This window comes from Palleniella intestinalis (assembly GCF_013166595.1).
In the GTDB taxonomy this organism is placed as follows: Bacteria; Bacteroidota; Bacteroidia; order Bacteroidales; family Bacteroidaceae; genus Prevotella; species Prevotella intestinalis.
On the sequence record NZ_JABKKG010000005.1, the window covers coordinates 283405 to 309267 of the forward strand.

The window sequence follows — 25863 nt, forward strand, 5'->3', positions numbered from 1 at the left end:
TTGTTGATTAGAATGTAATGTTAGTACCGAATACGAAGCTGCGATTACGTGGGTAACGGTTGTAATCGATACATGGTGTAAGACCTGACTGGATGTCAACCTCAGGGTCATAGCCGGAATAGCCTGTAATGATAAAGAGGTTTGTCGCAGATACGTAGAAACGTGCCTTTGTTACACCCCATTTCTTGGTGAGATTAGCAGGAAGCGTGTAACCAATGGTAAGGTCGTTACAACGAAGGAATGAACCATCCTCAATGAAGTAAGAGTGAGTAAGGTTGTTCACAACGTCCGTAGGGTTCCACAATGTGCGACCCATGTTGGCTCTTTCGTAAATCGCGTTGCCATTCTCCACATAGTAGAGCTTATAGAGAATATCTCCAGGAGTTCCTGTAAGTTCACCGCTGATGTCGTTGTACTGCCATCCGTCAGAGAACTTTGACAGCACATTGTAGAACTTGTTCTTGTTGCCCTTTGATGATGACAGCGTGTATGCAGTAGCATTGTTGATGTCAAAATCAAGCATGTAAGTGAAGTTTGTAACGAAATCGAAGTTCTTCCACTGTCCGCTGAAACCGAAGCCACCCTGGAAACGTGGAGTAGTCCTACCGATTACGGTACGGTCCTCGGCTGTGATACGACCGTCACCATTCAAATCCTTGAACTTCACTTTGCCCGGCAATGTTGCGATACCTGAGTTAGATGTACCTGACACTTCATTAATGATTGTCACATAGCCATCCTCACGTGGAGCCTGGTTCTTGGAAGTTCCGTTGTCTGCGGCAGAAGAGCCCCAAGGCACTGCCTGATAGTTGTTGGTTGGGTCGAAATAGAATTCGTCAAAGCCATAAAGACCGTCATAGACGAAACCGTAGATGAGACCAACCTCACCACCCTCTTTCAGCATATAGTCGTTGAGACCGGAATCCCACTGTCCACCTGCGATAGCCTTTTCTGTGAAAGAGCCATTCAGACGGTCAACCTTCATCTTGTTCATGCCGAAATTGAAGTTAGCGCTCAATACATAGTCAGAACCTCTGAGAATGTCGCCACTGACAGAGAGCTCAACACCCTTGTTGGTCACCTGACCGATATTCTGCTGCTGGCTTGTGTATCCAAGCACAGATGCGATGTCTGCATCATAGAGCATGTCCTTTGTAGTATTCCAGTAGAACTCCGGTGTGATTGTCACTCTGCCGTCAAACAACTGGATGTCTGCTGCCAGGTTTCGAGTCACGACTGTCTCCCACTTGATGTCTCTGTTGAAGAACTTGTTGCCGGAAGCATTGGCATAATACTTGTCACCATACTGTGTCATCTCGCCAAAGCCAGGACCTCCTGTTGACTGGATAGCATACAACTGACGCCAAAGGTCATCCTTGATACCATTGTTACCGGTAAGACCAAAGGCTGCACGAATCTTCAACTGGTTCATCCATTTAACCTTCCACCATGATTCTTCCGAGATTGTCCATGCACCGGAAACTGATGGGAAGTAGCCCCACTGGTGGCCCGGAGCGAACTTTGTACTGCCATCGGCACGGAGAGTGGCAGACAGCAAGTAACGATGCTTGTAATTGTAGTTTGCCTGTCCGAAGAAAGAGGCTGTTCTGTTAGGAGTGGAAAGTGTTGACTTAATCTCCTTTGGAGTACCGTCAGACATGTGGTTCCATGCATCGCGGGAAGTGAATGCTACAGGGAAATGAATCGCCTTAACCAAATCCACACGCTTGTCATTATGGTAGATTTCCTGACCGAGAAGGAATGACATGTTGTGTGTGTCATTGATGGAAAGGCTGTAGTTTGCAGTATTTGTCCATACGTAGTTCATACTGCGCTCATTCTCAATCTGAGCAACAGGAAGATTGTCGTTCTTACTACCTTCATCAGTCAGACCACCCCAGAAGCGGCTGTTGTCCAGCCATTTCAGGCTGATAGTACCCTCAGAGCGAAGTGTCAGGTTCTTGATAGGCTTCCACTCTACAGAGAACGCATTTGTTGAAGTATATGAGTGCTTCAACAATTCGTTCAGCATGATGTCGTTCTTTGGGTTTGTATACTTGAACAATTCTTCTTCAAGAGGGTCTGCATAAGAAGGGTCAAGATAGCCGAACTCTCTGAGACCGTTTGTAGGACGATACTTCAACACATCGATGATACCGCCTGTACCAATGTTCTTACCACCGGCACCCATATCACGACGATATGTGAACTTAGGGTTAATCTGGATGGTAAGTTTGTCGTTCACCTTAATTAATGACTTGATGTTCATGTTTGTACGACGAACACCGGAGCCCATGATGATACCCTTATCCTCACTCTGTGTGAGAGAAGCATTGAAACGGACTTTCTCCGAACCACCGCTGATGTTCACATTGGCAGAGTAGTTCAACGGAGTCTCGCCCATAACTTCGTCCTGCCAGTCATGCGACGGCAGTGTGGAGTACATGTCAAGGTCGTATGGGTTGCCGAAGTTTGCACGGAAGAACTTGCCGTTGCTTGAACGTGTACCGTTGCAGGAGTGCCACTGGTACTGGTATTTCGCAAACTCTGCCGCATCCATCAAATCAAGTTTCTTTGACAACTTGCTTATGCTCATGTTGGCATTAAAAGAGACGCTGACCTTGCCCTGTCCGGCACTTTTTGTTGTCACGACAACAACACCGTTACCACCCTTTGAACCATAGATGGCAGTGAGGGAAGCGTCCTTCAGCACATCGATGCTGGCAATGTCAGTAGCAGGAATATCGTTGATGTTGCTCACCTGGAAGCCGTCAACGATGTAAAGAGGTTCGTTGGTCTGTGTCACAGAAGAACCACCTCGGATACGGATGTTGACATCAGCACCCGGCTGACCGTCGACCGTTGTTACCTGCACACCGGAGATTTTACCCTGAAGAGCCACGGCTGCCGATGACACCGGCACCTGCTGAAGCTTGGCACCAGAGATAGAACCTACAGAACCGGTGAGATCTTTACGTGCACGTGAGGTATAGCCCAACACAACCACCTCTTCCACTGTGGCAGCGTCATCCTGGAGCTTGATTTGCAGACCTGTGCCTGCATCAACTTCCTGTGTCACCATACCGATGTACGAAACAACGATTTTCTTACCATTGGCAACCTTTATCTTGAAGTTGCCGTCGATGTCTGTAATGGCAGCATTCTTGGTGTTGCCTTTTTCCACAACAGTAGCACCGATGACAGGCTCATTGGATGAGTCAGTCACAGTACCGGTACATTCCACCTGTGCCCAAAGGGCAGATGGAAGTGCTGTGAAAAGCATTACCAACATGCATACCTTGCAAAAGAGTTTCTTTGCTTTACTCATGTTTTGGTTTTGTTTTGTTTTGATTTAGTTATTTGTTAAGTATGTATGGACGAAATTGATGACATTACGTCATAGTCTTCATGAAATCTATTTTTAGTTACATCAAGTCGTATCTGCTTTGTATATCAAAAACCACCCATTTCATCGTGATATTCAACTCCATGAATATCTTGGAAGACATGAACCTCTTTGCAAGAGGAATGCACAGGGGAACACTTTATGGATGGTCTCAAACAGTGAAGAAACAATCTACTGTTAGGTTTATTTCAACAGTTCTCGCTCTGAATGTGTCTGGCAATCAGAAAGATGATGAGTTCTGTGCCAATTTGTTTATAGTATATACTGTCGTTAAGCATCTTTCACAAAAGTACCAACTTATTTGTAATCATAGATAATATATGTCAAAATTTTTGGCAAAATTAAATATTTTTATTGATATATCAAAATTTTTCCATTGATTTTCTTGATAAAAGTTATCAAATACAACAAAAAATACCCTATAAGCGAACATTTATTATCCTAAAAAGATATTACCCCACGTATTCCTTTTGCAAAGAGTTCCACACCTTCCAATATATCCATAGAGTTGAATGTCACGATGAAATGGGCATTTTTTGATACACGAAGCAAATATGACTTTTAATGTTTAACTAAAAATATTTTCACAAAACTATGACTGTAAAACTATTACGCATTGCGTTCATAGCTCTGTTCACGTGCATCGTGACAACGCTTTCAGCGCAGACCATTACAGGTAATGTGAAGGATTCCAGTGGTGAGCCGATACTCGGCGCGACCATCATGGAGACTGGCACAAAGAATGGTACCGTTACCGACATTGACGGTAACTTCACCATCAAGCTGCAGTCTGCTGGCAACCTCAGCATATCTTATATAGGTATGAAAAGCCAGGTTGTCAAGACAGCAGGCAAGACAACCATCAACGTGGTTCTTCAGGATGACAATACCACTCTTGGTGAAATCGTTGTTGTAGGCTACGGTACAATGAAGAAATCCGACCTCACTGGTTCTGTAAGCTCCATCGGCACAGAAGACCTCAATGCGAAGGGTGCGGCATCCGTAATGGAAGGTCTGCAGGGAAGCGTTCCAGGCGTGAACATTACCAAAACTTCCGGTCGTGCGGGTGGTGATTTCAACATCGAAATCCGTGGCAAATCATCTCATAACAGTAGCACAAAGCCTATTTATGTAGTAGATGGTGTTATCTGTGATGATATACAGTTCCTTAACCCTCAGGACATTGAGCGTATCGATGTTCAGAAGGATGCCTCTTCTACAGCGATTTACGGCTCACGCGCTACAGCAGGTGTTGTTATCGTTACCACAAAGAGCGGTGCAAATATCGGTAAAAAAGTATCCAAGCCTTCTATCTCTTATGATGGATACTATGGTGTTTCGAAGATTGCTCGTATGCCGGACTTCATGACAGGTCAGGATTTCTACAACTTCCGTTTCATGAAATTCCTTTCTCCTATTGACGCAACAGCGGTGAACGGAAACCCAAGTTACTTTATGGGAAACTATAATCAGATGGCTCTTGTGGCAACTGATGACAATGGCGAGAACCCATACTCTGTGCTCAAGCAGATTATAACCAATGGGCAGTCTACTGACTGGGCTGATATGGTCACACGTGACGGCTCACAGCAGAACCACTACCTTGCGGTTAGTGGTGGCAGTCAGGATATCCACTACCACATGGGCTTCGGCTATAATCAGGAAAAAGGCATCTACGAAGGTGACCAGAAAGATCAGATTACAGTCAAGGCTTCTTTGGATGCGAAGATCAACAAATACATCTCTGCCGGTTTCTCTACAAACATGGCTTACATCAAGAACGAATATGCCAACGACAAGGGCGTAGAGCTCGCCTACCGTCTAAACCCGTTCTGCCAGCCTTATTCCAAGGCTCCTGATGCAAGAAACGGATACATCTATGATGCAAACGGCAATATTCCTGACGAAGGATACAACGGATACTACTACAATGCAAATGGTCAGATTATGAAGAACTATCGTCCGGGCGACAAGTATGCCATGGGGACAACTTCCACAGGAAACCAGTTCTCTGACCAGTTCAACCCGATGTACCTGATGGACGCTTATGCACGTGAGCGTCAGACATGGCGTCTGCTCGGCAGTTTCTATCTCCAGGTGGAACCTATCAAGGATTTGACAATCAAGACTGTGTACCAGCCTTCCTACACATACTATCGTGACGGCACATTTCAGGATATCGTTCTTGACGACAAGGGCGCACTTCTTGACAAGAGCTTCGGCACAACAGATGCTGACGGTAATCCAATGAACTATGCCCTGCGTAAGACACAGCGCTCTTTCAGCTGGACATGGGATAATATCGTCAACTACAACAAAACATTCGCTGATATTCACAGCGTCAACCTTATGGGACTGTTCTCTATGTTGCGCAATGAATCAGAAAACGACCAGATACGTTCCCTTGGTGTACTTGCCGGCTCACTATGGCATAACATGAACAGCGGAACTGTTGACCCTACAGAAACAACAACCGGTTATGGCGACAGTTCTATGATTTCTTATGCCTTCCGTGCAAACTACACATTGATGGACAGATATATGCTGACAGCCACAATGCGCTGGGACGGCTCTTCCAAGCTTGCTCTTGGTCATCGTTGGAGCTCATTCCCTTCTGTTGCCGTGGCGTGGCGTGCTTCTGAAGAAAAGTTCCTAAAGAATGTTGATTGGCTCTCCAATTTGAAACTCCGTGTGTCTTATGGTGAAACTGGCAACAATGGCGGTATAGGCAACTATGACTATATGGTTGGTTTCAGTAATCCTGTTTATTACCCATTCGGCGGAATATATGAGACAGGACGTTATCCAAACGGTATTGTTGACAAGACTCTCTCATGGGAGCGTTCTCGCGAATGGAACTTCGGCATTGACTTCGGTTTCCTCAACAACCGCATCAACGGTAGCATCGACTACTATGAGAAAAACTCTGAAGACCTTCTCTATAAGGTTAAGCTCCCACTTGAGGCAGGTGGCGTCACTATGAGTACTAATGTCGGCAAGGTACGCAACCGAGGTATTGAAGTTGCATTAAATGCAGTCCCTGTACGCACAAAGGACTGGAACTGGGAAATTACAGCAAGCTTCTCTCACAATACGAACAAATTGCGCGAGATTAACGGTTCTGGCACAGACCTTCCTTCCGACCAGCTCTTCATCGGCAAGTCAATCAACAACGTATATAACTACGATTGGCTTGGCATCGTCTCTGATCGTTACATGACAGTTCCTGATAATGAAATTGCACGCAGCATGATGCCAGACCAAATTGGTCAGCAGGTACGTGAGTATGAGTACTACAACAAGTGCTACGGACTTTACGAGGGACAGCCAATCATTGACGATGTCAATGGTGACGGACAGTTCAACGATGCGGACAAGAAGGTTTGGAGCGCAGACCCTGACTGGATTGGCAGCCTTTCAACTTCTGTGTCATGGAAGAGTTGGGACTTCTCAACTTCTCTTTACACACGTCAGGGAGGTAAGATGAATTCCGGCTTCTACAGCAACTATCTTGACTATAAAGACCGTGGATGGATGCACCTTAATGTGGATTATTACATACCGGCAGGTACGCTCATCGACTGCGATGGCATAAACCCTGACGGCACATACATCAACCCGGTTTACCAGCAACAGACACAGTACGGCGAATATCCTTTCCCTAACGATGGCCTTAACGGTGGTCTTAACGGTTCTTCAACTTATGCGTTCAACCGCGACGGTGCACAGTGCCAGCAGGTTACAGACGCTTCATTCGTGAAGATTAAGCATATAACCCTTGGCTACACATTCCCTAAGCAGTGGCTCAACAAGGTTGGTATCAACCACCTCCGCCTCTATTGCACAGTGACCAACCCATTCGTATGGTCTGACTATAAGGGCTTTGACCCAGAGTGGGGCGGAAATGGTCTGAAGAACGACGGTCCAAGTACTGTTACATGGGAGTTCGGTGCAAGTCTCAAGTTCTAATCAAATAATACTGTAACAATAATGAAAAAGATAACATATTTCATAGCAGCGTTTGCAATGCTCACAGCCACAAGCTGTTCCGATTTCCTTGATCCGGAGAACAAAGGGGCAGGTGAATACCCAGACGCATCAGAGTACTTCGAAACTCCGGAGGGACTCAAAGCATTCCATGCCAATGCTTTCACATATCTGAGGAGTCTGGCAACTGCCCACGAAATTAATGACGACGGCACTGACCTTTACGAGCCATGCCGTGGACAGTCTCCATCCGTGTTCCATAATTTCTCACTCTCATCAGAGACCAGTGGTGTGGAGAGCTACTATACCGCTTGTACAAAACTCATCAACAACGCTAACGGACTTATCAAGTATGCTGCCGGCAAGAACGATACATACGTTGCGGAAGGTAAGTTCCTCCGTGCTCTTGGTTACTATTATATGACACAGCACTTCGGTCCTGTGCCTTATGTAGGTGCCTACATCGAGAGTTCTACACGTGAGTATCCGAAAACTCCGCTGGAGGAGATATACACAAATGTTGAGAAAGACCTGACAGAGGTTATCGCCTCAAGCGTTCCTGAGAGCTCCACAGATGGAACTGTTAACAAAAGAGCTGCAAGAGCGCTCCTTGCAAAAGTATATCTTGCTCACGGATGGGATATCAACACGACCGTTACCGATGCGGCTGCCGGTACTTACTCGGTGACAAGCAAAGAATATTTTAGCAAAGCAGCTGCGATGGCAGAAGAGGCTCTCAACGGTATGACCCTCACACAGAGTTTTACCCAGAAATGGAATCCTTCCAATGATGCTACTAATCCGGAGACTTTCTTTGCAGTGCAGTACAACCGCGCGACATATCCGGGTGACCTGACAGAAGGCGGGCACGAGCTTTGCAATTATTATTGCCACTACTATGGTTCAGGCATGAAGACTTCCACTTCCAACAAATCGCTGAACACACGTTCTCTCGCTATGTGGGAGAAGGGTGATGAGCGTTGGGATGGCACATTCATGACCACCGTCTACAACTTTGACAAAGCAGTGGCAGACTGGTCTAAGGCCGGCTACTACGCTTACTACAATAACGAGGTAAACAAGAACAACCTCCATGTCTGGATGTACTTTGCCCCTACTTATGTTACAAGAGCAGAGTTCGAGGCATACCTTACAGCACACAAGGCTCAGTTCGTGAAGAGTGCTGACGACGCGAATGTTCCTCATGCAAACCTTCTGCTCAACGGGCAGATTCTCAAATACGAGTTCACTGCTGACGGTTCATTCAAACAGCCGACAATAACAAACCAGGATCTTTCCACCAACAACAAAGGAACAACTCTTGAGGTCACTCCGTGCGTGAAGAAATATGACGACCCTGCAACTCCTAATGCGGGTAAAACGAACTCTTACACCAACATACCTCTGCTCCATGCTTCTGAGGTTTACCTTACAGCGGCAGAAGCTTACTATATGGCAGGTGAAGAGGGGAAAGCTTGGGAGAAAATCAATGCAGTACGTAACCGTGCAAAGGCTCCTAACCTGAACAACAATCTTGCTAATTACGATGTGGATGTCAAGTTCTCCAGTAATTTCACACTGCTTAACCTCATTCTTGATGAACGTGCACGTGAGACTTATGCAGAACTTACACGCTGGATTGACCTCCGTCGTACAAAGCAGCTTGTACGTTACAATGTGGCTTACAATCAATTTATTCACAGTGTTGCTGACATGTCAAACCTTGAAGGCGAGATTAAGTGGTATCGTCCGATTCCAGAAACAGAGATTTCATCCAACACAGCTTTAAGTCAGGAAGACCAAAACCCTGGTTATTAATTCATGAATCAAAAATAAAGATATTATGACAATGAAAAAGATAATGTATTCTTTGATGGCACTCTTTGTGGCATTCGCTTTCACCGCATGTGATGACGACCCTGATATGGGAGCTGCCATGCCGTCTAATCCTGCAACAGACATAGCAGGGACATATTCCGGCGGTTGGCATCAGGTGCTTACGAACTCTTCCGGTGAGGTGCAGGATGAGAAAGACGGTGTCGGCTCTATCGAAATTACTGCTGTCGAGGAAAAGACAGACCAGGTGACAGTGACCATCAAGACTGTTGATGGGCTTATTGCCAATGAGCTGTCTGACATAGCTAACTGTGGTGCTCACATGGTTGAGAATGATGTCTACTACTTTGTATTCAATACAGACGCCGCTAAGAACATTGGCAAGTTCTCCGCTAAGATAGAGAAGGGACAGTTGTCATTCTCATTCGTGACAACTGTGAAGGTTGGACGCAAGACATACACAAGTACAAATACTTTCTCTGGAGGCAAATAACCCTGAAAAGAAACATGGCTGGCATTGCGGATTTCCTATAGTCCGCAAGCCTGCTGCCACTAAACATTTTTATTAACCTATTTACAAACAATTAAAAAACTAAAGACAATTATGAAAAAGTTTTTACTTTCTACATTGGCATTCGCAGCTGTAATGACAGTAAACGCACAAGTTGCACAGATTGATGGTAAAGCATGGGCTACAGCTAATGGCTCGGCTGATGAGGGTTCTACAGCATGGCCTGTCGCAGCAGGTGTGGTTATTTGCGAGAATGACGGTGCCGTTATGGCAAATGGTGCTGATACAAATTTCAAGATTGCAGGCAGCGAGGCAAACGGATATGATGCTATCGATGCTGACGGCATGATTGTGGACGCTTCGCTGCAGGCCGTTCAGGGGCAGGACAATCCAAGAGATGCTGACGGAGGAAATGGCTGGGAGACATTCAAGGCTCCTGCAACAGGTGCTTTCCTGACAATCACAGCAAAGAAGGACGGTTATCTCGCAGTCGTGGCTAAGTACTCTTCCAACAAGAATTACACAGTGTTTGAGGAAGGTACATGTATTCCTTACACACTCTCTATGGAGTGGGGTGACGGTGTTAAGAATGGCGCTCCGGCAACTACAAACCCTCTTACCTATACTCTTCCTGGTGTGGATGCAGGTGACGGTGTTATTGTTTATGACCAGGAGGCTGGCTCTATTAAGTGGCCTGAGCAGATTGTTCTTGGTGCTGAGTCTGCAATAAAGAAGAATGGTCTTGGCGTAATCATCTTCCCTGTTTTTGCTGATTGTGTTTATAACGTTAACGCATGGGGTTCAAAGATTGCTCCTCAGGGTATGATTTTCTCAGAAACTCCATTCCAGACAATCAAGGCTGTTGACGCTCAGGGTGACACAGGAAATGCTCCTGTGGTTCTCTACTCTGCAACAGGTGCCGGCATCCAGAATGTTCAGGGTGCAGAGAACACAACTGTTGCTCCTAAGAAGGTTGTGAAGAACGGTCAGATCATGATTGGCGACTTCAACATCGCAGGTCAGCGTGTAAAGTAATCTTCAACGTTTTCGTTAAGCAAAATCGGCAGAGCTAAACTTGTTTCGACTTTGCCATAGCGAAAAAAGCAGGATAAAATCCAACAAAGATTTGCAGAAGAATGAATAGAACAAACGCTATATATAATGGAGAGGAACGCAAGGACTTCTCCATTATATGTTTTTGTCGTTTAGCGACTATTTGGCAGTTACACTATTCGGTTCGCATTATCTTTGTAATCAGCAATTTAATGTTACATCCGATTGGATCGGGCGATGAAGCGCATGTTGCGAAACAGAGCACCAAACCATAGCTTCGATATTGTCCTTAAATAAGTTAGTCCACAAAAATAACAGCGCCGAGAAGGCGAAAGACAAATCCATACATAACAATGGAAAACAATGGCTTTTAATTTTGTGGACTAACTTATCTTTTAATGTTTAACTAAAAAATAAATTTCACAAAACTATGACTGTAAAACTATTTCGCATTGCGTTCATAGCTCTGTTCACGTGCATCGTGACAACGCTCTCGGCGCAGACCGTTACAGGTAATGTGAAGGACTCCGGTGGCGAACCTATCATTGGTGCCACAGTCCAGGAGAAAGGCGGCAAGGGTGGTGCTGTCACTGACCTTGACGGAAATTTCTCCATCAATCTTTCCGGTGGGAACCAGTTGGTGATTTCGTACATCGGCATGAAGACAAAGACTGTCAGTGTTGCCGGCAAGAGCAACATCAATGTAGTCCTTGAGGATGATGCCACAGGACTTGAGGACGTTGTTGTCATCGGTTACGGTACTGTGAGGAAGAAAGACCTTACAGGTGCTGTCGCTTCAGTAAACGCCAAACAAATTGAGAATGTTCCTGTTGCCAATGTCAGTGAGGCTCTGACAGGCAAGATGGCGGGTGTGAACATCACTACTACTGAAGGTTCTCCTGACGCGGACGTGAAGATTCGTGTCCGCGGTGGCGGTTCACTCTCTCAGGACAATTCACCTCTTTATATTGTGGACGGTTTCCCTGTTGAGAGCATCAGCGACATTGCCCCAAGTGAGATTCAGACTATCGACGTGCTGAAGGATGCCTCTTCCACCGCTATCTATGGTGCTCGTGGTGCAAACGGTGTCATCATCGTGACAACAAAGAGTGGCTCAGAAGGCAAGATGCAGGTGAACTTCAACGCCTCTGTAGGCTGGAAGAAGATCACCAAGGAAGTGAAGGTCATGGATCCATTCAATTATGTGGCTTACCAGCATGAACTTGGCAGTGAGGACTATGGAAACTATAATGACCTTGAAATATGGAAATCCATTGAAGGTGACAACTTCCAAGACCAGATTTTCGGCAGAACAGGTGTCCAGAAGCAGTATAACGTGAATGTCAGCGGTGGCAGCAAGGATGTCAAATTCAATGTTGGTTTCAACCACAATGACGAGGAGAGCATCATGGCAGGCTCCGGATACTCAAAGAACAACATCAATGCAAAAATCAATGCCACTCTGAACAAATGGCTGACAATGGACTTCAATGCCCGTCTTGCATTCACAAAACTTGACGGTCTGAGCGGTGGTGCCGACACCAACGAAAGCAATGCAGCAAACTCATTGGTGGCAAACACTGTGGCATGGCAGCCTGTACAACAGTTGTCAGCAAACCTTGATGATGACGAGGAGAACTCCGGTGCGACACGCCGCACACCATGGCAGCGTCTTAACTCCACATACAAATACCAGGAGCGCTTCCAGCAGAACTACAATGCAGGATTGAACTGGAAACCATTCAAGAACATCACTTTCCGTACTGAGTTCGGATACCAGTGGAGATACAACAACACTGACCAGGCATGGGGCAGCGATGCCACACAGAACTCAAACCTTGGCATGAATGGTTATCCACAGGCAAGTTTCACAACTTTGAAATACCAAAACTGGCGCAATGCCAACACTGTCACTTACGACAACAGGAAACTCTTCGGCGGGCGCGACCATATCAATGTGATGATCGGTCAAGAGTGGAGCTCCACAAAGCAGACACAGCGCGAAAGCACTTCCATAGGCTTCCCACTCAACTTTACCATCGACGAGGTGCTTAATTTCCCTTCCAACGGCACTGCACTTCCTAACGCGGGCACAATACCGGCAAAGGAAAACATGCTGTCATATTTCGGACGTATCAACTATACAATGGCAGACAAGTATCTGCTCACATTCACAATGCGTGCCGACGGCTCCTCAAAATTCGGCAAGGACAACCGCTGGGGCATCTTCCCTTCATTGGCATTGGCATGGCGCATAACTGACGAGAAGTTCATGCATGGAGCAGAGAACTGGCTCTCGAACCTCAAACTGAGACTCAGTTTTGGTACAGCGGGCAACAACCGTATTCCTGCCAATCTCCTGGAACCTACATACAAGATGTCAAGCTCTACAGGCAAGGGACCTTTCTATGATGAGAACCGCGCACCTATGCTGGAGCACCTCTCCACACTCTACAACCCTAACCTGAAGTGGGAGACTACGGTGACACGAAACATTGGCATCGACTACGGTTTCCTAAAAGGACGCATCAACGGTACTTTGGACTTCTACTGGAACACAACAAAAGACCTGCTCATGCAGTCCGGCATTCCTACAAACACAGGATACAGCGCACAGTATCAGAATTTCGGCAAGACCTCAAACAAAGGTGTCGAGCTTGCGTTCAATGCTGTTGCCATTGACAAAAAGAAGTTTGGCCTGAATTTCACATTCAACATCTCTTACAACAGGAACAAGATTGAGGACCTTAATCTTGACAACCCATGGCAGAGCTCAAACTGGTCAGGCAGCACAATCTCAAAATATGAGGATTTCCGCATCGAAAAGGGTGGAAGACTTGGAGAAATATGGGGATTCAAGCAGACCGGCTACTTTACGGTTTATGACCCTGCAACAGGAACCGGTGATCTCGTGCTGAATGCAAAAGGACAGTGGCAGCTGGTTGACGGCCATGCTCCCGACAAGAGCCAGACTCTGTTCGGTGGCAATCTCTATCCTGGTGTGCCAAAGGTTGAGGTTGACGAGAACGGCGACCCTGTCAAGCAGCGTCTTGGCAACACCATCGCTCCTACAACAGGTGGTTTCGGATTTGACGGGCGTGTCGGCAACTTCGATTTCAATGTGTTCTTCAATTACTCACTCGGCAACAAGATTGTCAATGGCACAAAACTGGCTAACGCATTCTATCATGGCTCAGCACGCAACTACAACCTTGTCGATGATTTCAATCTTGACAACCGCTACACATGGATTGACCCATCCACAGGCATGAACCTTGGCAGACCGTCCACAGGCACTATTGAGGCATACGAAGGTGTGGAGAACATAATGGCACGCCTTAATGAGCTCAACCAGGGCAAGAGCATGTACAACCCTGCCGGAGTGACAGCTATGCAGCTTACAGACTACGCCGTAGAGGACGCTTCATTCCTGAGACTGCAGAATGTGACCATCGGATACACACTGCCAAAGAAATGGCTTAAGCATGTGTTCCTGTCCAATGTCCGCATCTACTTCACAGGATACAACTTGTTGTGCTTCACCGGTTACGATGGATATGACCCTGAGGTGGACACATCTTCAAAGAAGAATCCTATGTGCCCGGGCATCGACTATGCAGCTTATCCTAAGAGCCGTTCATTCGTTGCCGGAATAAACGTTACTTTCTAAAACATCAAAACACTGAAAAAAGATATGAAAAAGACAATATCATCCATCGCACTGATGGCAGGCATACTTGCTATGTCCTCATGCTCGGACTTCCTTGACCAGGAGTCACCGTCATCGATGGGACAGAATAATGTGTACAACTCCGCATACTTCACTGAACTGCGTATAAACAGGATCGTGGGCGACCTTATGCAGGACCGCAGCTACTCACAGGACTTGGCGATTGTCTGGAACATGAATAGCGATGTAGAGCTTGTTGACGGCCTTGGAGACAACGCGTCAAATACCGGTAGCGAGCGTGGAAACATGAACTACAACCTCAGCCCTAACTGGACACGACTTAATGACACATGGAAGCAGCTCTATGCTACAGTGGAGGACTGTAATGATGCCATAGCAGGAATCAGAAGCAGCGAACTGCTGAACAGCGAAAAGAACAGTGACCGATTGGCTATGAGACGCTATCTTGGTGAAGCATTGACGTTGCGTGCACTGACATATCGCGACCTTACAAAGTTCTGGGGCGATGTCCCTATGAAGCTTGAGCCGTCTCAGCCAGGCCTCAGCAACGCTTATCTTGAGAAGACTGACCGCGACGTTATCCTTGACCAGATGATGAAAGACCTTGAAGAGGCGACAGAGTACCTGCCATGGGCTGACGAGGTGTCAGGCTATACCACCGAGCGTCCTACAAAGGGATTCGCTCACGCCCTCTTGGCACAGCTTGCTTTGACACGCGCCGGATATGCCATCCGCGAGCAGGCAAAGGAAGGATACGAGACAAAGCCTGGCTATTCTGACCCGGCTTACCCGACACAACGTCCTGACGCTGCTACACGCAACGCGCTCTACAAGAAGGCGGCAGAACATTGCTATGCAGTGATTTCTGACAACCACCACAGCCTGAACCCTTCATTCGAGAATGAGTGGCATCTCATCAACCAACTGGCTCTTGACAAGAACTACCATGAGAATCTGTATGAGATTCCTATGGGACTGAACTTTGCATCAGAGCTTGGTTACACTGTCGGTGTCCGCCTGAATGGTGTGACATCCAAATACGGCTATGGCAACTCGTCAGGCAAGATGAAGGTGACTGCACCGCTGTTGTACTCTTATGACAAGAACGACACACGACGCGACATCACATGTGCAAACTTTGAAATCAAAGAGGATGCCGGCGTTACAAAAGAAATGATGCTTAAGAATTCACCTTTCGGCATCTATGTCGGCAAGTGGGACCCACGCAAGGAAAACGCAGAATGGCTCCAGCAGAACCTCAAGACAACATCAAAGCACATGACTGGCATCAATCCTGTCATCATGCGCTACTCTCAGGTGCTGCTCTACTATGCTGAGGCATTGAACGAGCTTGCAGGTCCTGACGGGACTTTTGAAGAATGCACCCTCACAGCACGTCAGGCACTTGCATTGGTACACACTCGTGCTTTTGCTGATGCCCACAAGGCTGATGCTCAGGCATACGTAGACAATATTCCTGCCAACAAGGACGCTTTCTTCAACGCTATCGTTGATGAGAACGCATGGGAGTTTGCAGGCGAAGGCTACCGTAAGTTCGACCTCATACGCTGGGGCATTCTCGCAGAAAAGATTTGGGAGATGAAGCAGAGCTACATCAATGCACTCTCTGCCGGCGAATATCCTGAGACTCTTTATTGGAAATGGGCTGACGCTGCACAGACACAGATTGACATGAGCTCTGTAACTTTCTATGAGATAGGACTCACTGACGATGACGCTCTGGCTCTCGGCTACTGCACAGTGAAGACCAACGAGACTACCGGTGAGCAGACCAAGACAGTCAATAAGGTTGACGGTTTCGGAAAATCCTCTGTCGACAAGACTGACGACACTCAGGTCTACACCAACCTCCCATCCATCAGTTCCGGTCTTGTGGGCAAAGGCAATCCATACATGGGCGACAACATGGGTGACGGTGTGGCTGTCAAGAACAGATACATCATGCCTATCGGTGCTTCAACCATATCTGCATCCAACGGCAAGTTACATAATTCATACGGTTATTCCGATTAACAAACAACAACGAATATGAAGATTAATAACATATTTTTCAAAAAAGCAGCATTCGTGCTACTGGCAGCCCTCACAGCAGTCAGTTGTACCGACGACAACGACTGGGCTACAGACTCTTCCCTATCTCGCCTTTTTGGTGTGAAGGACAATATCTCTGTAACATCAGGTGACACTTATGCTGAGATCACGTTCAACTACGTGCCTGAGGCTACCCACTATATAGTAGAGTTGTCTACAGACCCTCTGTCAGACGATGTGCCGATGGGAGGACCTAATGCTTTGGTGTATGGAGAGGACGAATCCATAAAGCCACAGTCAGGCTATACAGGAGTGGAACTCACTGTCCATGGGCTGCAAGGGGCTACCGAGTACTACCTCCGAGTGAAGGCGCGCTCTGACCATAAGACAGAGTCAAGATGGGTGTATTACAAAGAGGGACAAACTTTCAAGACACTCGCAGAGCAGGTGTTCAACATCCCGGCTTCAACAGACATCAGTGATGAATGGGTGCGCCTCTCATGGAATACTGACGAAGTGACAAACATCCTTGTGCAAGTTCCTACAGACCAGGTTGACGATGAGGGCGAAACTATCTTGAACACTGTCCGGAACATTACACTCACCGACGAGATAAAGGCTGCACGCGAATATACTATTACGGGGCTGACAGGCTCAACTTCCTACATTTTCACTATCATGAACGGAGATGTGAAGCGCGGCACACTGAACATCAGCACCGCAGCACCTATGCCGGCAGGAAACCTGAAGTATGAACTGCCTGCTATGGTTACCAAGATTGACAATGCTCTGCTGGAGGAACTCTTTGAACAGGCCAAGGAATTGGCAGGTTCTGACAACGCTTCTGTAACTATCGGCTTGCAAGGCGGTTCCACTATCGAACTGGCAACTCTTAGCGAAACCAATGAAACTGCGGGAGTGAAGATTCCGGAAGGAATGTCGGTGACATTCTTCGGCATGCCGGGCGAGACTCCTACTTTGGTGGTGCCAAAGAGCATGAATATCGATGGCTCACACAACTTCATTAATTTCGAGAACCTGAAGATTACCGAGCGGAGTGGTGCTAATTATCTCATTAATCAGGGAAAGGCATGCAATATCAATAATATCACATTCAAGGGATGTGAACTCTTCGGATTCGGAAACACACCATTCCGTCTACAAGGTTCAGACATCAAGACTATTGGCAATCTGACAATGGACAACTGCCTGATACACGACATTTCACACGCCGGAGGCTACAGCTTGATTCATATTGATGCCGGAGGCGGAAAAGGATATGTCAACAATATCCTTATTCAGAACTCCACAATCTATAATGTGAAAGCTGCTAACGCACGTTGCATCGTTCAGGTGAAGGACACTGACATGGAGTCATGCAAGTTTGTCAACTGTACTTTCCGCAACATCTTGGGTGGTGGACGTTACTTCTTTGACTCTAACGGCACAAGCAAGGGCACATCCACTCCTGTGGTCATAGAGAACTGTCTGTTTGGGCACATGAATACAAAGGACACTCGAGGCGGACGCAACAAGACAGGCTTTGATGTGGCAAATTCCTATGTGACATACGAACAGGACGGCTGTTTCTGGCATGAACAGGCAGAAACAATCAATGGCACAGAGTTCCCTAAGACAGCTAACGCCATCCCTGGATTCGATAATCTTGGAAAGGCTGACACTGACATATTCGCAGACCCGGACAACAATGATTTCACAATCAAGGACGAGAAGGTCAAGAACATGAAGATTGGTGACCCACGCTGGCGCAACTAAAATGGCTTGACGCCTATTCGGTGGAAATAATCATGACCGGCATTCAAATGACAGAATGCCGGTCATTTTCAAAAAAAGAGATGTCTTAAAGGGTGCAGAACAATTAGGAGAAGGTGCAGACGGATGGGCTGTACTGTGCATGAATACAAGTAAGAGAATACAGAACAGGCTTTATCCTGCATCCTTTTTGAAACACAATACTATCACATTGTTTTTCAGCGTGTTACAACCACCATAACAAAAGGTTACCTTTTACAGTGCAAACCGTAACCTTTTACAAAGGAAAAGGCTACCTTTCGCAGTGCAAAAGGTAGCCTTTTAAAATGCAGTGGAATGGATTACTTGAACAGCTCGTCAAGATAGGTGTAGAAAGCAGGGTCTTCACCGATGACAGTCTTCACTATCTTGCCCTGCGGGTCTATGACAATCTTTGTCGGGAAGCCCTGGATGCCGTAGTTCTTCATGATGTCCGTGCCCTTAGGGTTATAGACATGCTTCCATGGGAGGTCAAGCTCTTTGACGGCAGACTTCCATTTTTCCTCGGTGTCACCGCAGTCCACGCCGAGAATCTCAAACTTGCCGGCATACTTCTTGTAATAGTTCTTCATCTCCGGCATGCCCTTTATGCACCAGCCGCACCATGTTCCCCAGAAGTCAAGGACAACATACTTGCCACGGAGGGAACTCAACGCCAATGGTTTTCCGTCAATGTCGTTCAGCGTAAAGTCAGGAGCGAGGGTGGCATCGTCAGCCTGCGCCTTGGCCTTTTGGCTCGCCTGAGTCTCCACAGCAGCAGAGTTTGTGCCTTTATCCGAGTTTGAGTTCGCGTTGCATGCGCAGAACATTGCTGCACAAGCAAAAGTAAGGATTGTTTTTCTCATTTTGATTTCATGTTTATTTGTTAGTACTTTTATTGTTCCACATTCACTAATGCAGGTCTCAATGATGCTGCAATTTTTCCCGATTTCATCGGAAAAACACCTTTATTGAGGGTCTACATCATAATAGACTTGCAGACTTGCATAGCGTTTGTCCTGCATGATGATTTGGCGTATCTGACGCAGGCACAGGCGCACCCTCGGCAAGTCTATCCCCGGTTCAAGTTTCAGGACTATCTTTCGTATGTTCATCGATTTCACACGTGCTACGGAGGGGCGGTCGGGTCCTAACACACGTGAGCCGAAAATCTGTCTCATCCTGCCTGCCATCTCTATGCCTGCCGTCTCGACTACGGGGTCTTTGGCATGGCGGAGATAGACATAGATAAGCCGGTAAAATGGGGGATATTTGAACATCTGACGCTCTTCGCACTGCGTTTTGTAGAATGTCCGATAATCGTTTCTTACCACCTGCCCGATGACCGGCACATCGGGCTGCTTCGTTTGCAGTATGACAAGTCCCTGCCCCTCTTTCCTGCCTGCCCTGCCCGACACCTGCGAGAGCATTTGGAAACCTCGTTCATAGGCGCGGAAGTCGGGAGTGTTGAGGATAGAGTCGGCATTCACTATGCCGACAACGCTCACATTGCCGAAATCAAGCCCCTTGCTGACCATCTGAGTGCCTATCAGCACATTCGTTTTTCCTGCGGAGAAATCGGCTATTATGCGTGCATGGGCGTTCTTTGTGCGTGTTGTGTCGAGGTCCATCCTTGCCACTTTGACCTCAGGAAACAGTTCCATGAGTTTCTCCTCGACCTTCTCCGTTCCGTAACCGTGGTCACGCACATCGGTACAGAAGCACGACGGGCATTTTTTCGGTATCTGATAGGTGTATCCGCAGTAATGGCATGTCAGCCGGTCTGTTGTCTTGTGCATCGTCAGCGAGACATCGCAGTTCTCGCATTTGGGCACCCAGCCACAGTCACGGCATTCGACAATGGGCGCGAAACCTCGGCGGTTAAGGAACAGGATGACCTGTTTTCCGTCGGAAATCGCCGATTTCATCGCTTCAACAAGCCTTGGCGAGAATGGTCCGTACATCATTTTCCGACGTTGCATGTCAGCCGTGTTGACAATCTCTATCTTCGGCAGCTGCAGCCCACGATACCTTTCCGTAAGCTGAACAAGGCGGAATTTGCCGGAAAGTGCATTGTTGAACGATTCCATCGAGGGTGTTGCAGTGCCAAGAACCACTTTCGCGCCATGCTTTTTCGCCAGCATCATCGCCACACTGCGTGCATGATAGCGTGGTGCAGGGTCTTGCTGCTTGAACGAAGGGTCATGCTCCTCGTCGATGATTATCAGCCCAAGGTTAGTGAAAGGCAGCAGTACGGCACTGCGTGCGCCAAGGATAATCTTGTATGGATTATCGGAGAGTTGCTTCTGCCATATCTCCACGCGCTCCGCATCACTGTATTTTGAGTGATAAATGCCCATTTCATCGCCAAAAACACATTGCAACCTCTGCATTATCTGGACAGTAAGGGCTATTTCAGGAAGTATGTAAAGCACCTGCTTTCCTGCCTTGACAGCATCCCTGATAAGGTGGATGTATATCTCTGTCTTGCCGGAGCCTGTTACCCCTTGCAGCAGTACAGGGATTGTTCCAGCAGCATTCACTTCGTCATAAGCCTTCGTCTGTGCTTCCGACAGTGGCTTTATGCGCTCCATGTGGTTATCGCCACCTGTGCTAAGCCTGCCGACAGGCACTTCGTAAGTCTCGAGTATGCCACGGTCGATGAGAGCCTTCACGACGGCAGATGTGGCATGTGCCGTGTTCATAAGTTCTTCCTTGGTGACACCTTCGTTTTCCCCGATTAAATCGGCAAAAACTGCAAGCACCTGCGACTGTTTCGCTGCACGCCGCACCATCTCCTTGGCTATGGCTTGCTCCTTAGCTCCTTGGTAGCTTCTTGTGAAGCGAATCCATGTTTCTGTCTTAGCCCTGTAGCCGTCCTCCTGCTTCAGTCCGGCGGGCATTGCTGCACGATAGATGTCGCCGATAGGGCAGATATAGTACTCCGCCATCCATTTCCATATATCATACTGTGACGTTAGCAGCACAGGCTTTTCGTCCAAGACATCGATGACCGCCTTCACTTCCACGCCTTTCGGCTCCTCATCATGAATCCGTACAGCAAGGGCGGTGTATGTCTTCGACTTACCCAGTGGGACAAGGAGGCGCACAAAGGGACAGACACGCTGCTCCATTCCCTCCGGAATGGAATAGGTCAGGAGCCCTTCCACTCCCAATGGCAATATGCAGTCAATGTATTTCAAAAATATTATTGTATTACTTTCGCTTTATCTGTCATACAAAAGTAAGCAAAAAAAAGCAGACTTCTTATGCTGAAGTCTGCTTTTTATATTGTGTTATGATATTTTTAGAAATACACAGCCAAGCCTATCTGCCATGCGCCTGTCTTTATATTGCTCACGGCATCGCCTATACTGGCTTCGGCAGTCTTGCCGCATGGGATATTATAGTTTGCCTTTACCTCAAGGTGGTTGAGAAGCATTGCACCGAGACCGACATTCACACTGAACTGGCTTGATTTCATTGTCCAGTCCTGAATCTTCTCATCGCCGACACGGAAGGCAAACTGTGGACCTGCGAAGACGAACACGCTTGCCTTGTCACCGAAGCCGAACCCTTTGCGGACGTTCAGTGGTATGGCAATACTCTTTGATGTAATGCTGAAAGATTCATTGTCATCCACATCAGTGAGCTTGCCTTTGCGCTGGTCATAAACAGCGGAAGCATCAATGTCAAATCCGAGAGGAAGGCCGATTTTCACTGTCGGTCCGACATAGAAGCCGTTACGGTTGGATGCGTCAAGCACACTATTGTCCAAAGACATGTGAGTGATGTTCATACCACCACGAAGACCGAACTTAACTTTTGCCTGTGAGTTTGCCACGAAAGCAAGCATCACAATGGCGATAGCTATAAACTTTTTCATTTCCACTAAATGTTATTATGTTTTCAATTGTTTAATGACATCCATACCTTCTCTTTAATGACGCTCACGCCTTACCGAAACTCTTGCCGAGCCGGAAGAGGATGCAGAGCTGCGCTTTGTTGAAGGTTTTGCCGATGAAACCGATGTTTTTTTGCCACCACGGCGGTTATTTGAGCGACGCAATTTCTTGGAAGCCTTCTTGTCAAGGTTAGCCTTTGCGATACTGTCAAGAGAGTCTTTCCGTGCCGGATCGCCATAGACATTTGTCTCGAAAGCCTTCAGTTCCGCCTCAATCTTCATCTGTTCCTTCTTCATTGCAGAGTCATTAGGGCAGTACTGTGCCAAGGTTCTGCCAAGCATGTTGTTGGTCTTGTAAATCTGTCCTTGGTACATGTTCTGCGTAAAGTAGTCGTCGGCAGACATTGTCGCCGCATTGTTGAGGTCGCTTGTCATGACAACCTGCTTGGAAAGATGAGAAGCGAGGTCGTCATACTTCACCCAGAACAGCGGATATTTGGCGGTTCCATCGCCGAAATCGTCCTCGCGTGACATGATAGGACAGAGGGCAAGCACTTTCTTTCGGAACGAAGAGTTCGCCTGGTCGTAATACGCTGCTTCCTTGACATAATAGGATTTCACCTCACGTGAAGGAATATCCGCGTTCTCTATATGCAGGCGTCCGTTGTCATCGCGCGTATAATATATATGGTAATTGTCAAGGACAGACAATGGCTTCACCCTTGCAGCGTCATTGAACACCTCATTGCCGTCAATGCGATACTCATAAGCAGGGACACGACCGGAGAGCACAAGTTTGAAGATGTATGTGAACAGGTTCATCTGACTGCCCACAGGCTCCACCGGATAGTACAGTCCTGCATTGGCACTCTCCATCAGGTTCAGTTCCCGATAGATGTCCCTGCGCCAGACAACATCCTCGTCCATCGCCGCCGATGTCGGGAAAGAAATCTGCGCACGAGTGGTGAGATTGTTGGCGTTTGACGCCGCCTGCTGTTTCTGCTGGTTGCGTCGTGCCTGCGGCTGTGCACCTGCCGTAAGGGCAAACAGCAGCATTGCCATAAATATAAGTGACTTATTCATATTCTGAATGTTGATAGCCCCGTAATCATTCGCTTTCGGGGAAGGTTCTGTTTGTATTATTCAAAGAGGCCTGCACCGCTTTCCCATTGCAGGAAACGTGTCACATCCTCCATACCTTTACTTGATAATCACCTCCATAGAGGCAGGGAGCTTGCGTGAGATTCCGTCCGGTCCTACCGCTGTTATGCGTGAGATGTAGAACCGCTTGTTACGTGAGAGCTTGCGGAACGTGTCAATCTGCCGTGCGGAGAATGACGCACCGGAACTTACCATTGGCACTGCGTTGCCCATATTGTCGAAGAAGACAGCCTCAAAACTTGTGACCTTGAACTCAATGTCAAGCAGTCCGTCGTCTATCGCGGCACGGATTCCGCCGGCATTCATGAGCGTTGCTTTTGGCAATCCTCCTCCGCGGAAGCGGTCAGTGCCAAGAGGGATGTATGCAGTCGGGTCAGGCAGCTTACGGACATGGAACGTGTACTGCCCCATCTGCTGCGGTTTGCCTGTCTGCATGGAAGACACAGTGATTGTGACATCCTTGCCTACGCTTGCCGGGCGTGCTATGTACTTGCCTGGTCCTGTAGGCTGGAGCGTGCCGCCTGTCATGGTTGCAGTGACTTTGTTGAGGGGTACACCCGGAACGGATATGCTTATAGGGTTGGAATATCCGGCATAGAGCACGTTCATGAGGTCGGCACTGACAGTTGCCGACGGGTCTACGACGGTGTATTTCTGCTCAAAATCACGGCGTATGGTCTCGCCATTGCCGTTAAGCATTGTAAGATAGCCCGAGAGAGTGAAGTCGCCTGTCTTTCCGGCAACGAACTCATAGGTGTTGTTCGGCAGGTTCATCTCCCGTCCGCCGATAAAGATGCGCGGCTGTTGTGTGGTGTCCACCGCCGCCATGACTATCTTTGCCGAGAACTTGTCGCCACGGACAACGGTCTGAGCGTTAGGGATTACGAATGCCGAGAGCTTGTTGACGCGGATGTCCTTGACATCAATGTTGCTGACAAGTGTGTGGAGCACCTCACCCTCCGCATAGCGGATGTCGTTCTGCAGCTTGCTTAGCATGGTCACGGCGGCAGCGACAGGCATGCCTTCGAAGGTGTATTCCTCCCATGACTTGTTATAAGGATTGGACTTGCCGGTAATCTTTGTGGCAAAGTTCCCGCTTATAATCCTGCGCTGGTTATCATCGGTTATGAGCTTGAGGATGCGCTCGCGATAAGCGTCGATTGCTTTCCGAAGTGCCGGTCCCTTGCCGCTTCCGGGGGAAAGCATCACCTGATTGGCAGCCTCAAGGTCATCCACGCGCTCAATGTTGTCCACATCTCCGTCGTCACCGTCAGCCTCTTTGACAATAGCCACCTTAAGATCCTGCGCCATATTGTACAAAGAGTCACTCATCTGCTTCACCCAATGGGCTTTCGCAAACCACTCCTTGACCTTCTGAGGGTTAGCCTTCATCTGCTCCTCAAAGTCCTTATAGATGGCGAGGTTCTGCTTCTGGGCATTCTCTGTGGTACGGTTAAGGCTCTCATCGACAAGGCTGAACCCCTCAAGCACCTCATTGGAGATGTTCATCGCCAACATAGCCATGAGGACGACGTACATGAGGTTAATCATCTTCTGGCGAGGAGAGGTGTAATTCTTCTTTATAGCCATTGTCTTTACTTAGCTTGTACATTCATATTCACAGACATTGCCTCAATCATTCTCGCATAGATAGTGTTAAGGTCGGCTATCTGCTGAGCAAGCCTGCGTGTCTGATCGTTTATTTCATCCTGTGTGGTAATCTGCTGTGAAGCCGACTTCAGCTGCATCTCATAGACACGCGCGATGCCTGTCAGTGTGCGGTTAAGGTTCTCCATCTCCTCAGAGTCGGTGGTGAGACGCTCACTCTGCGCACCCACTTTCAGCAGGAGTCCGTTGAGTTCGTTCAGACGGTCAACATAGGTTGTCGTAGCCTCTTCCATCGCCTCGGCAGTCTCACGGGTCACCGCCGGTGCCGGTGCGCCGACCACTCCGCCGCCGACAATGACAGGAGATGCGCCAGGCTGCTGGACATTTGCAGGAGTTTCGGCTGCCAATGGCTGTCCCACCACTGTTCCACCGACAGTGCCACCACCGAAGATGATAGTGCCGCCTGCCACCGAAGGCGCTGTCTCAACGGAACTTTCTTCCTCACCGCCATTCTCCTCCTCGGCAAGTTCAGCCGCAAGTTGTGAGTCAGTGGCGAGGTCACGGCCTTCCGCTGTCTTGTCAAACGGACGGTCGAAGGCTGCGATGAAGAACACAAACACCTCGGTTCCCATACCGATGAACAACATGAGATTGGCTCCCGGCAAGTGGGTGAGCTTGAACAAGGTTCCGAGGATAACGATAGACGCGCCCCATGAGTAAGCGTAATTCATGAATGTCTGTCCTGCCACGCTGTCCATCCATTTCTGCAGCCGGTAAACTATGTTAAATTGACTGTACTTTGCCATTTTCGTTTCTATTCTATCCGTCACGGGATGCCATGCAAACCGTGGCGCAGGTTTCTG

General features: G+C 47.8%; 13 protein-coding genes and 1 pseudogene. 7 read left to right on the forward strand and 7 right to left on the reverse strand.

Annotated features, from left to right (window positions below):
- Positions 1-7: 7 nt before the first annotated feature.
- The gene (locus tag HPS57_RS09055) at positions 8-3328 is read right to left on the reverse strand and encodes a SusC/RagA family TonB-linked outer membrane protein (protein WP_172182323.1); all 3321 of its coding nucleotides are present in this window, start codon (positions 3326-3328) and stop codon (positions 8-10) included.
- A gap of 672 nt (positions 3329-4000) precedes the next feature.
- Here HPS57_RS09055 and HPS57_RS09060 point away from each other — a divergent pair.
- The 7 genes from HPS57_RS09060 to HPS57_RS09090 all read left to right on the forward strand — a co-directional run bounded on the left by HPS57_RS09060 (position 4001) and on the right by HPS57_RS09090 (position 18312).
- On the forward strand, positions 4001-7375 hold the full coding sequence (locus HPS57_RS09060) for a SusC/RagA family TonB-linked outer membrane protein (RefSeq protein ID WP_172182327.1): 3375 nt from the start codon (positions 4001-4003) through the stop codon (positions 7373-7375).
- Positions 7376-7396: 21 nt separating this feature from the next.
- Entirely contained in the window at positions 7397-9211 is a 1815-nt protein-coding gene (locus HPS57_RS09065; RefSeq protein WP_172182328.1) for a RagB/SusD family nutrient uptake outer membrane protein, read from the forward strand.
- 31 nt (positions 9212-9242) lie between these two features.
- Positions 9243-9722, forward strand: a complete 480-nt coding sequence (locus HPS57_RS09070) for a hypothetical protein (protein WP_172182331.1) — start codon at positions 9243-9245, stop codon at positions 9720-9722.
- Between the two features lie 111 nt (positions 9723-9833).
- Positions 9834-10775 carry a hypothetical protein gene (locus HPS57_RS09075; protein ID WP_172182334.1) on the forward strand — a complete coding sequence of 314 codons (942 nt, stop codon included), beginning with the start codon at positions 9834-9836 and terminating at the stop codon, positions 10773-10775.
- 448 nt (positions 10776-11223) lie between these two features.
- Entirely contained in the window at positions 11224-14463 is a 3240-nt protein-coding gene (locus tag HPS57_RS09080; RefSeq protein ID WP_172182337.1) for a SusC/RagA family TonB-linked outer membrane protein, read from the forward strand.
- A 24-nt stretch (positions 14464-14487) separates the two neighbouring features.
- Positions 14488-16518, forward strand: a complete 2031-nt coding sequence (locus tag HPS57_RS09085; protein WP_172182340.1) for a RagB/SusD family nutrient uptake outer membrane protein — start codon at positions 14488-14490, stop codon at positions 16516-16518.
- 15 nt (positions 16519-16533) lie between these two features.
- On the forward strand, positions 16534-18312 hold the full coding sequence (locus HPS57_RS09090) for a DUF5123 domain-containing protein (protein WP_172182343.1): 1779 nt from the start codon (positions 16534-16536) through the stop codon (positions 18310-18312).
- A gap of 338 nt (positions 18313-18650) precedes the next feature.
- On the opposite strand, the pseudogene HPS57_RS09095 reads toward HPS57_RS09090, so the two are convergent.
- From HPS57_RS09095 to porL, 6 genes and pseudogenes are all read right to left on the reverse strand, one after another.
- Positions 18651-19097 (reverse strand): annotated as a pseudogene (locus tag HPS57_RS09095) (TlpA family protein disulfide reductase); the annotation flags it as partial.
- Between the two features lie 198 nt (positions 19098-19295).
- The gene (gene priA / locus HPS57_RS09100; RefSeq protein ID WP_172182349.1) at positions 19296-21530 is read right to left on the reverse strand and encodes a replication restart helicase PriA; all 2235 of its coding nucleotides are present in this window, start codon (positions 21528-21530) and stop codon (positions 19296-19298) included.
- Between the two features lie 104 nt (positions 21531-21634).
- Positions 21635-22213: a porin family protein gene (locus HPS57_RS09105; protein WP_172182351.1), complete on the reverse strand. Its 579-nt coding sequence runs from the start codon at positions 22211-22213 to the stop codon at positions 21635-21637.
- Between the two features lie 54 nt (positions 22214-22267).
- Positions 22268-23314, reverse strand: a complete 1047-nt coding sequence (gene porN / locus HPS57_RS09110) for a type IX secretion system ring subunit PorN/GldN (protein WP_172182354.1) — start codon at positions 23312-23314, stop codon at positions 22268-22270.
- Positions 23315-23431: 117 nt separating this feature from the next.
- Positions 23432-24982 (reverse strand): type IX secretion system motor protein PorM/GldM, encoded by a 1551-nt coding sequence (gene porM, locus HPS57_RS09115; protein ID WP_172182357.1) that lies wholly within the window; start codon positions 24980-24982, stop codon positions 23432-23434.
- Positions 24983-24987: 5 nt separating this feature from the next.
- Complete coding sequence (porL, locus tag HPS57_RS09120; protein WP_172182359.1) at positions 24988-25806, reverse strand: type IX secretion system motor protein PorL/GldL; 819 nt, start codon at positions 25804-25806, stop codon at positions 24988-24990.
- Positions 25807-25863: the final 57 nt, after the last annotated feature.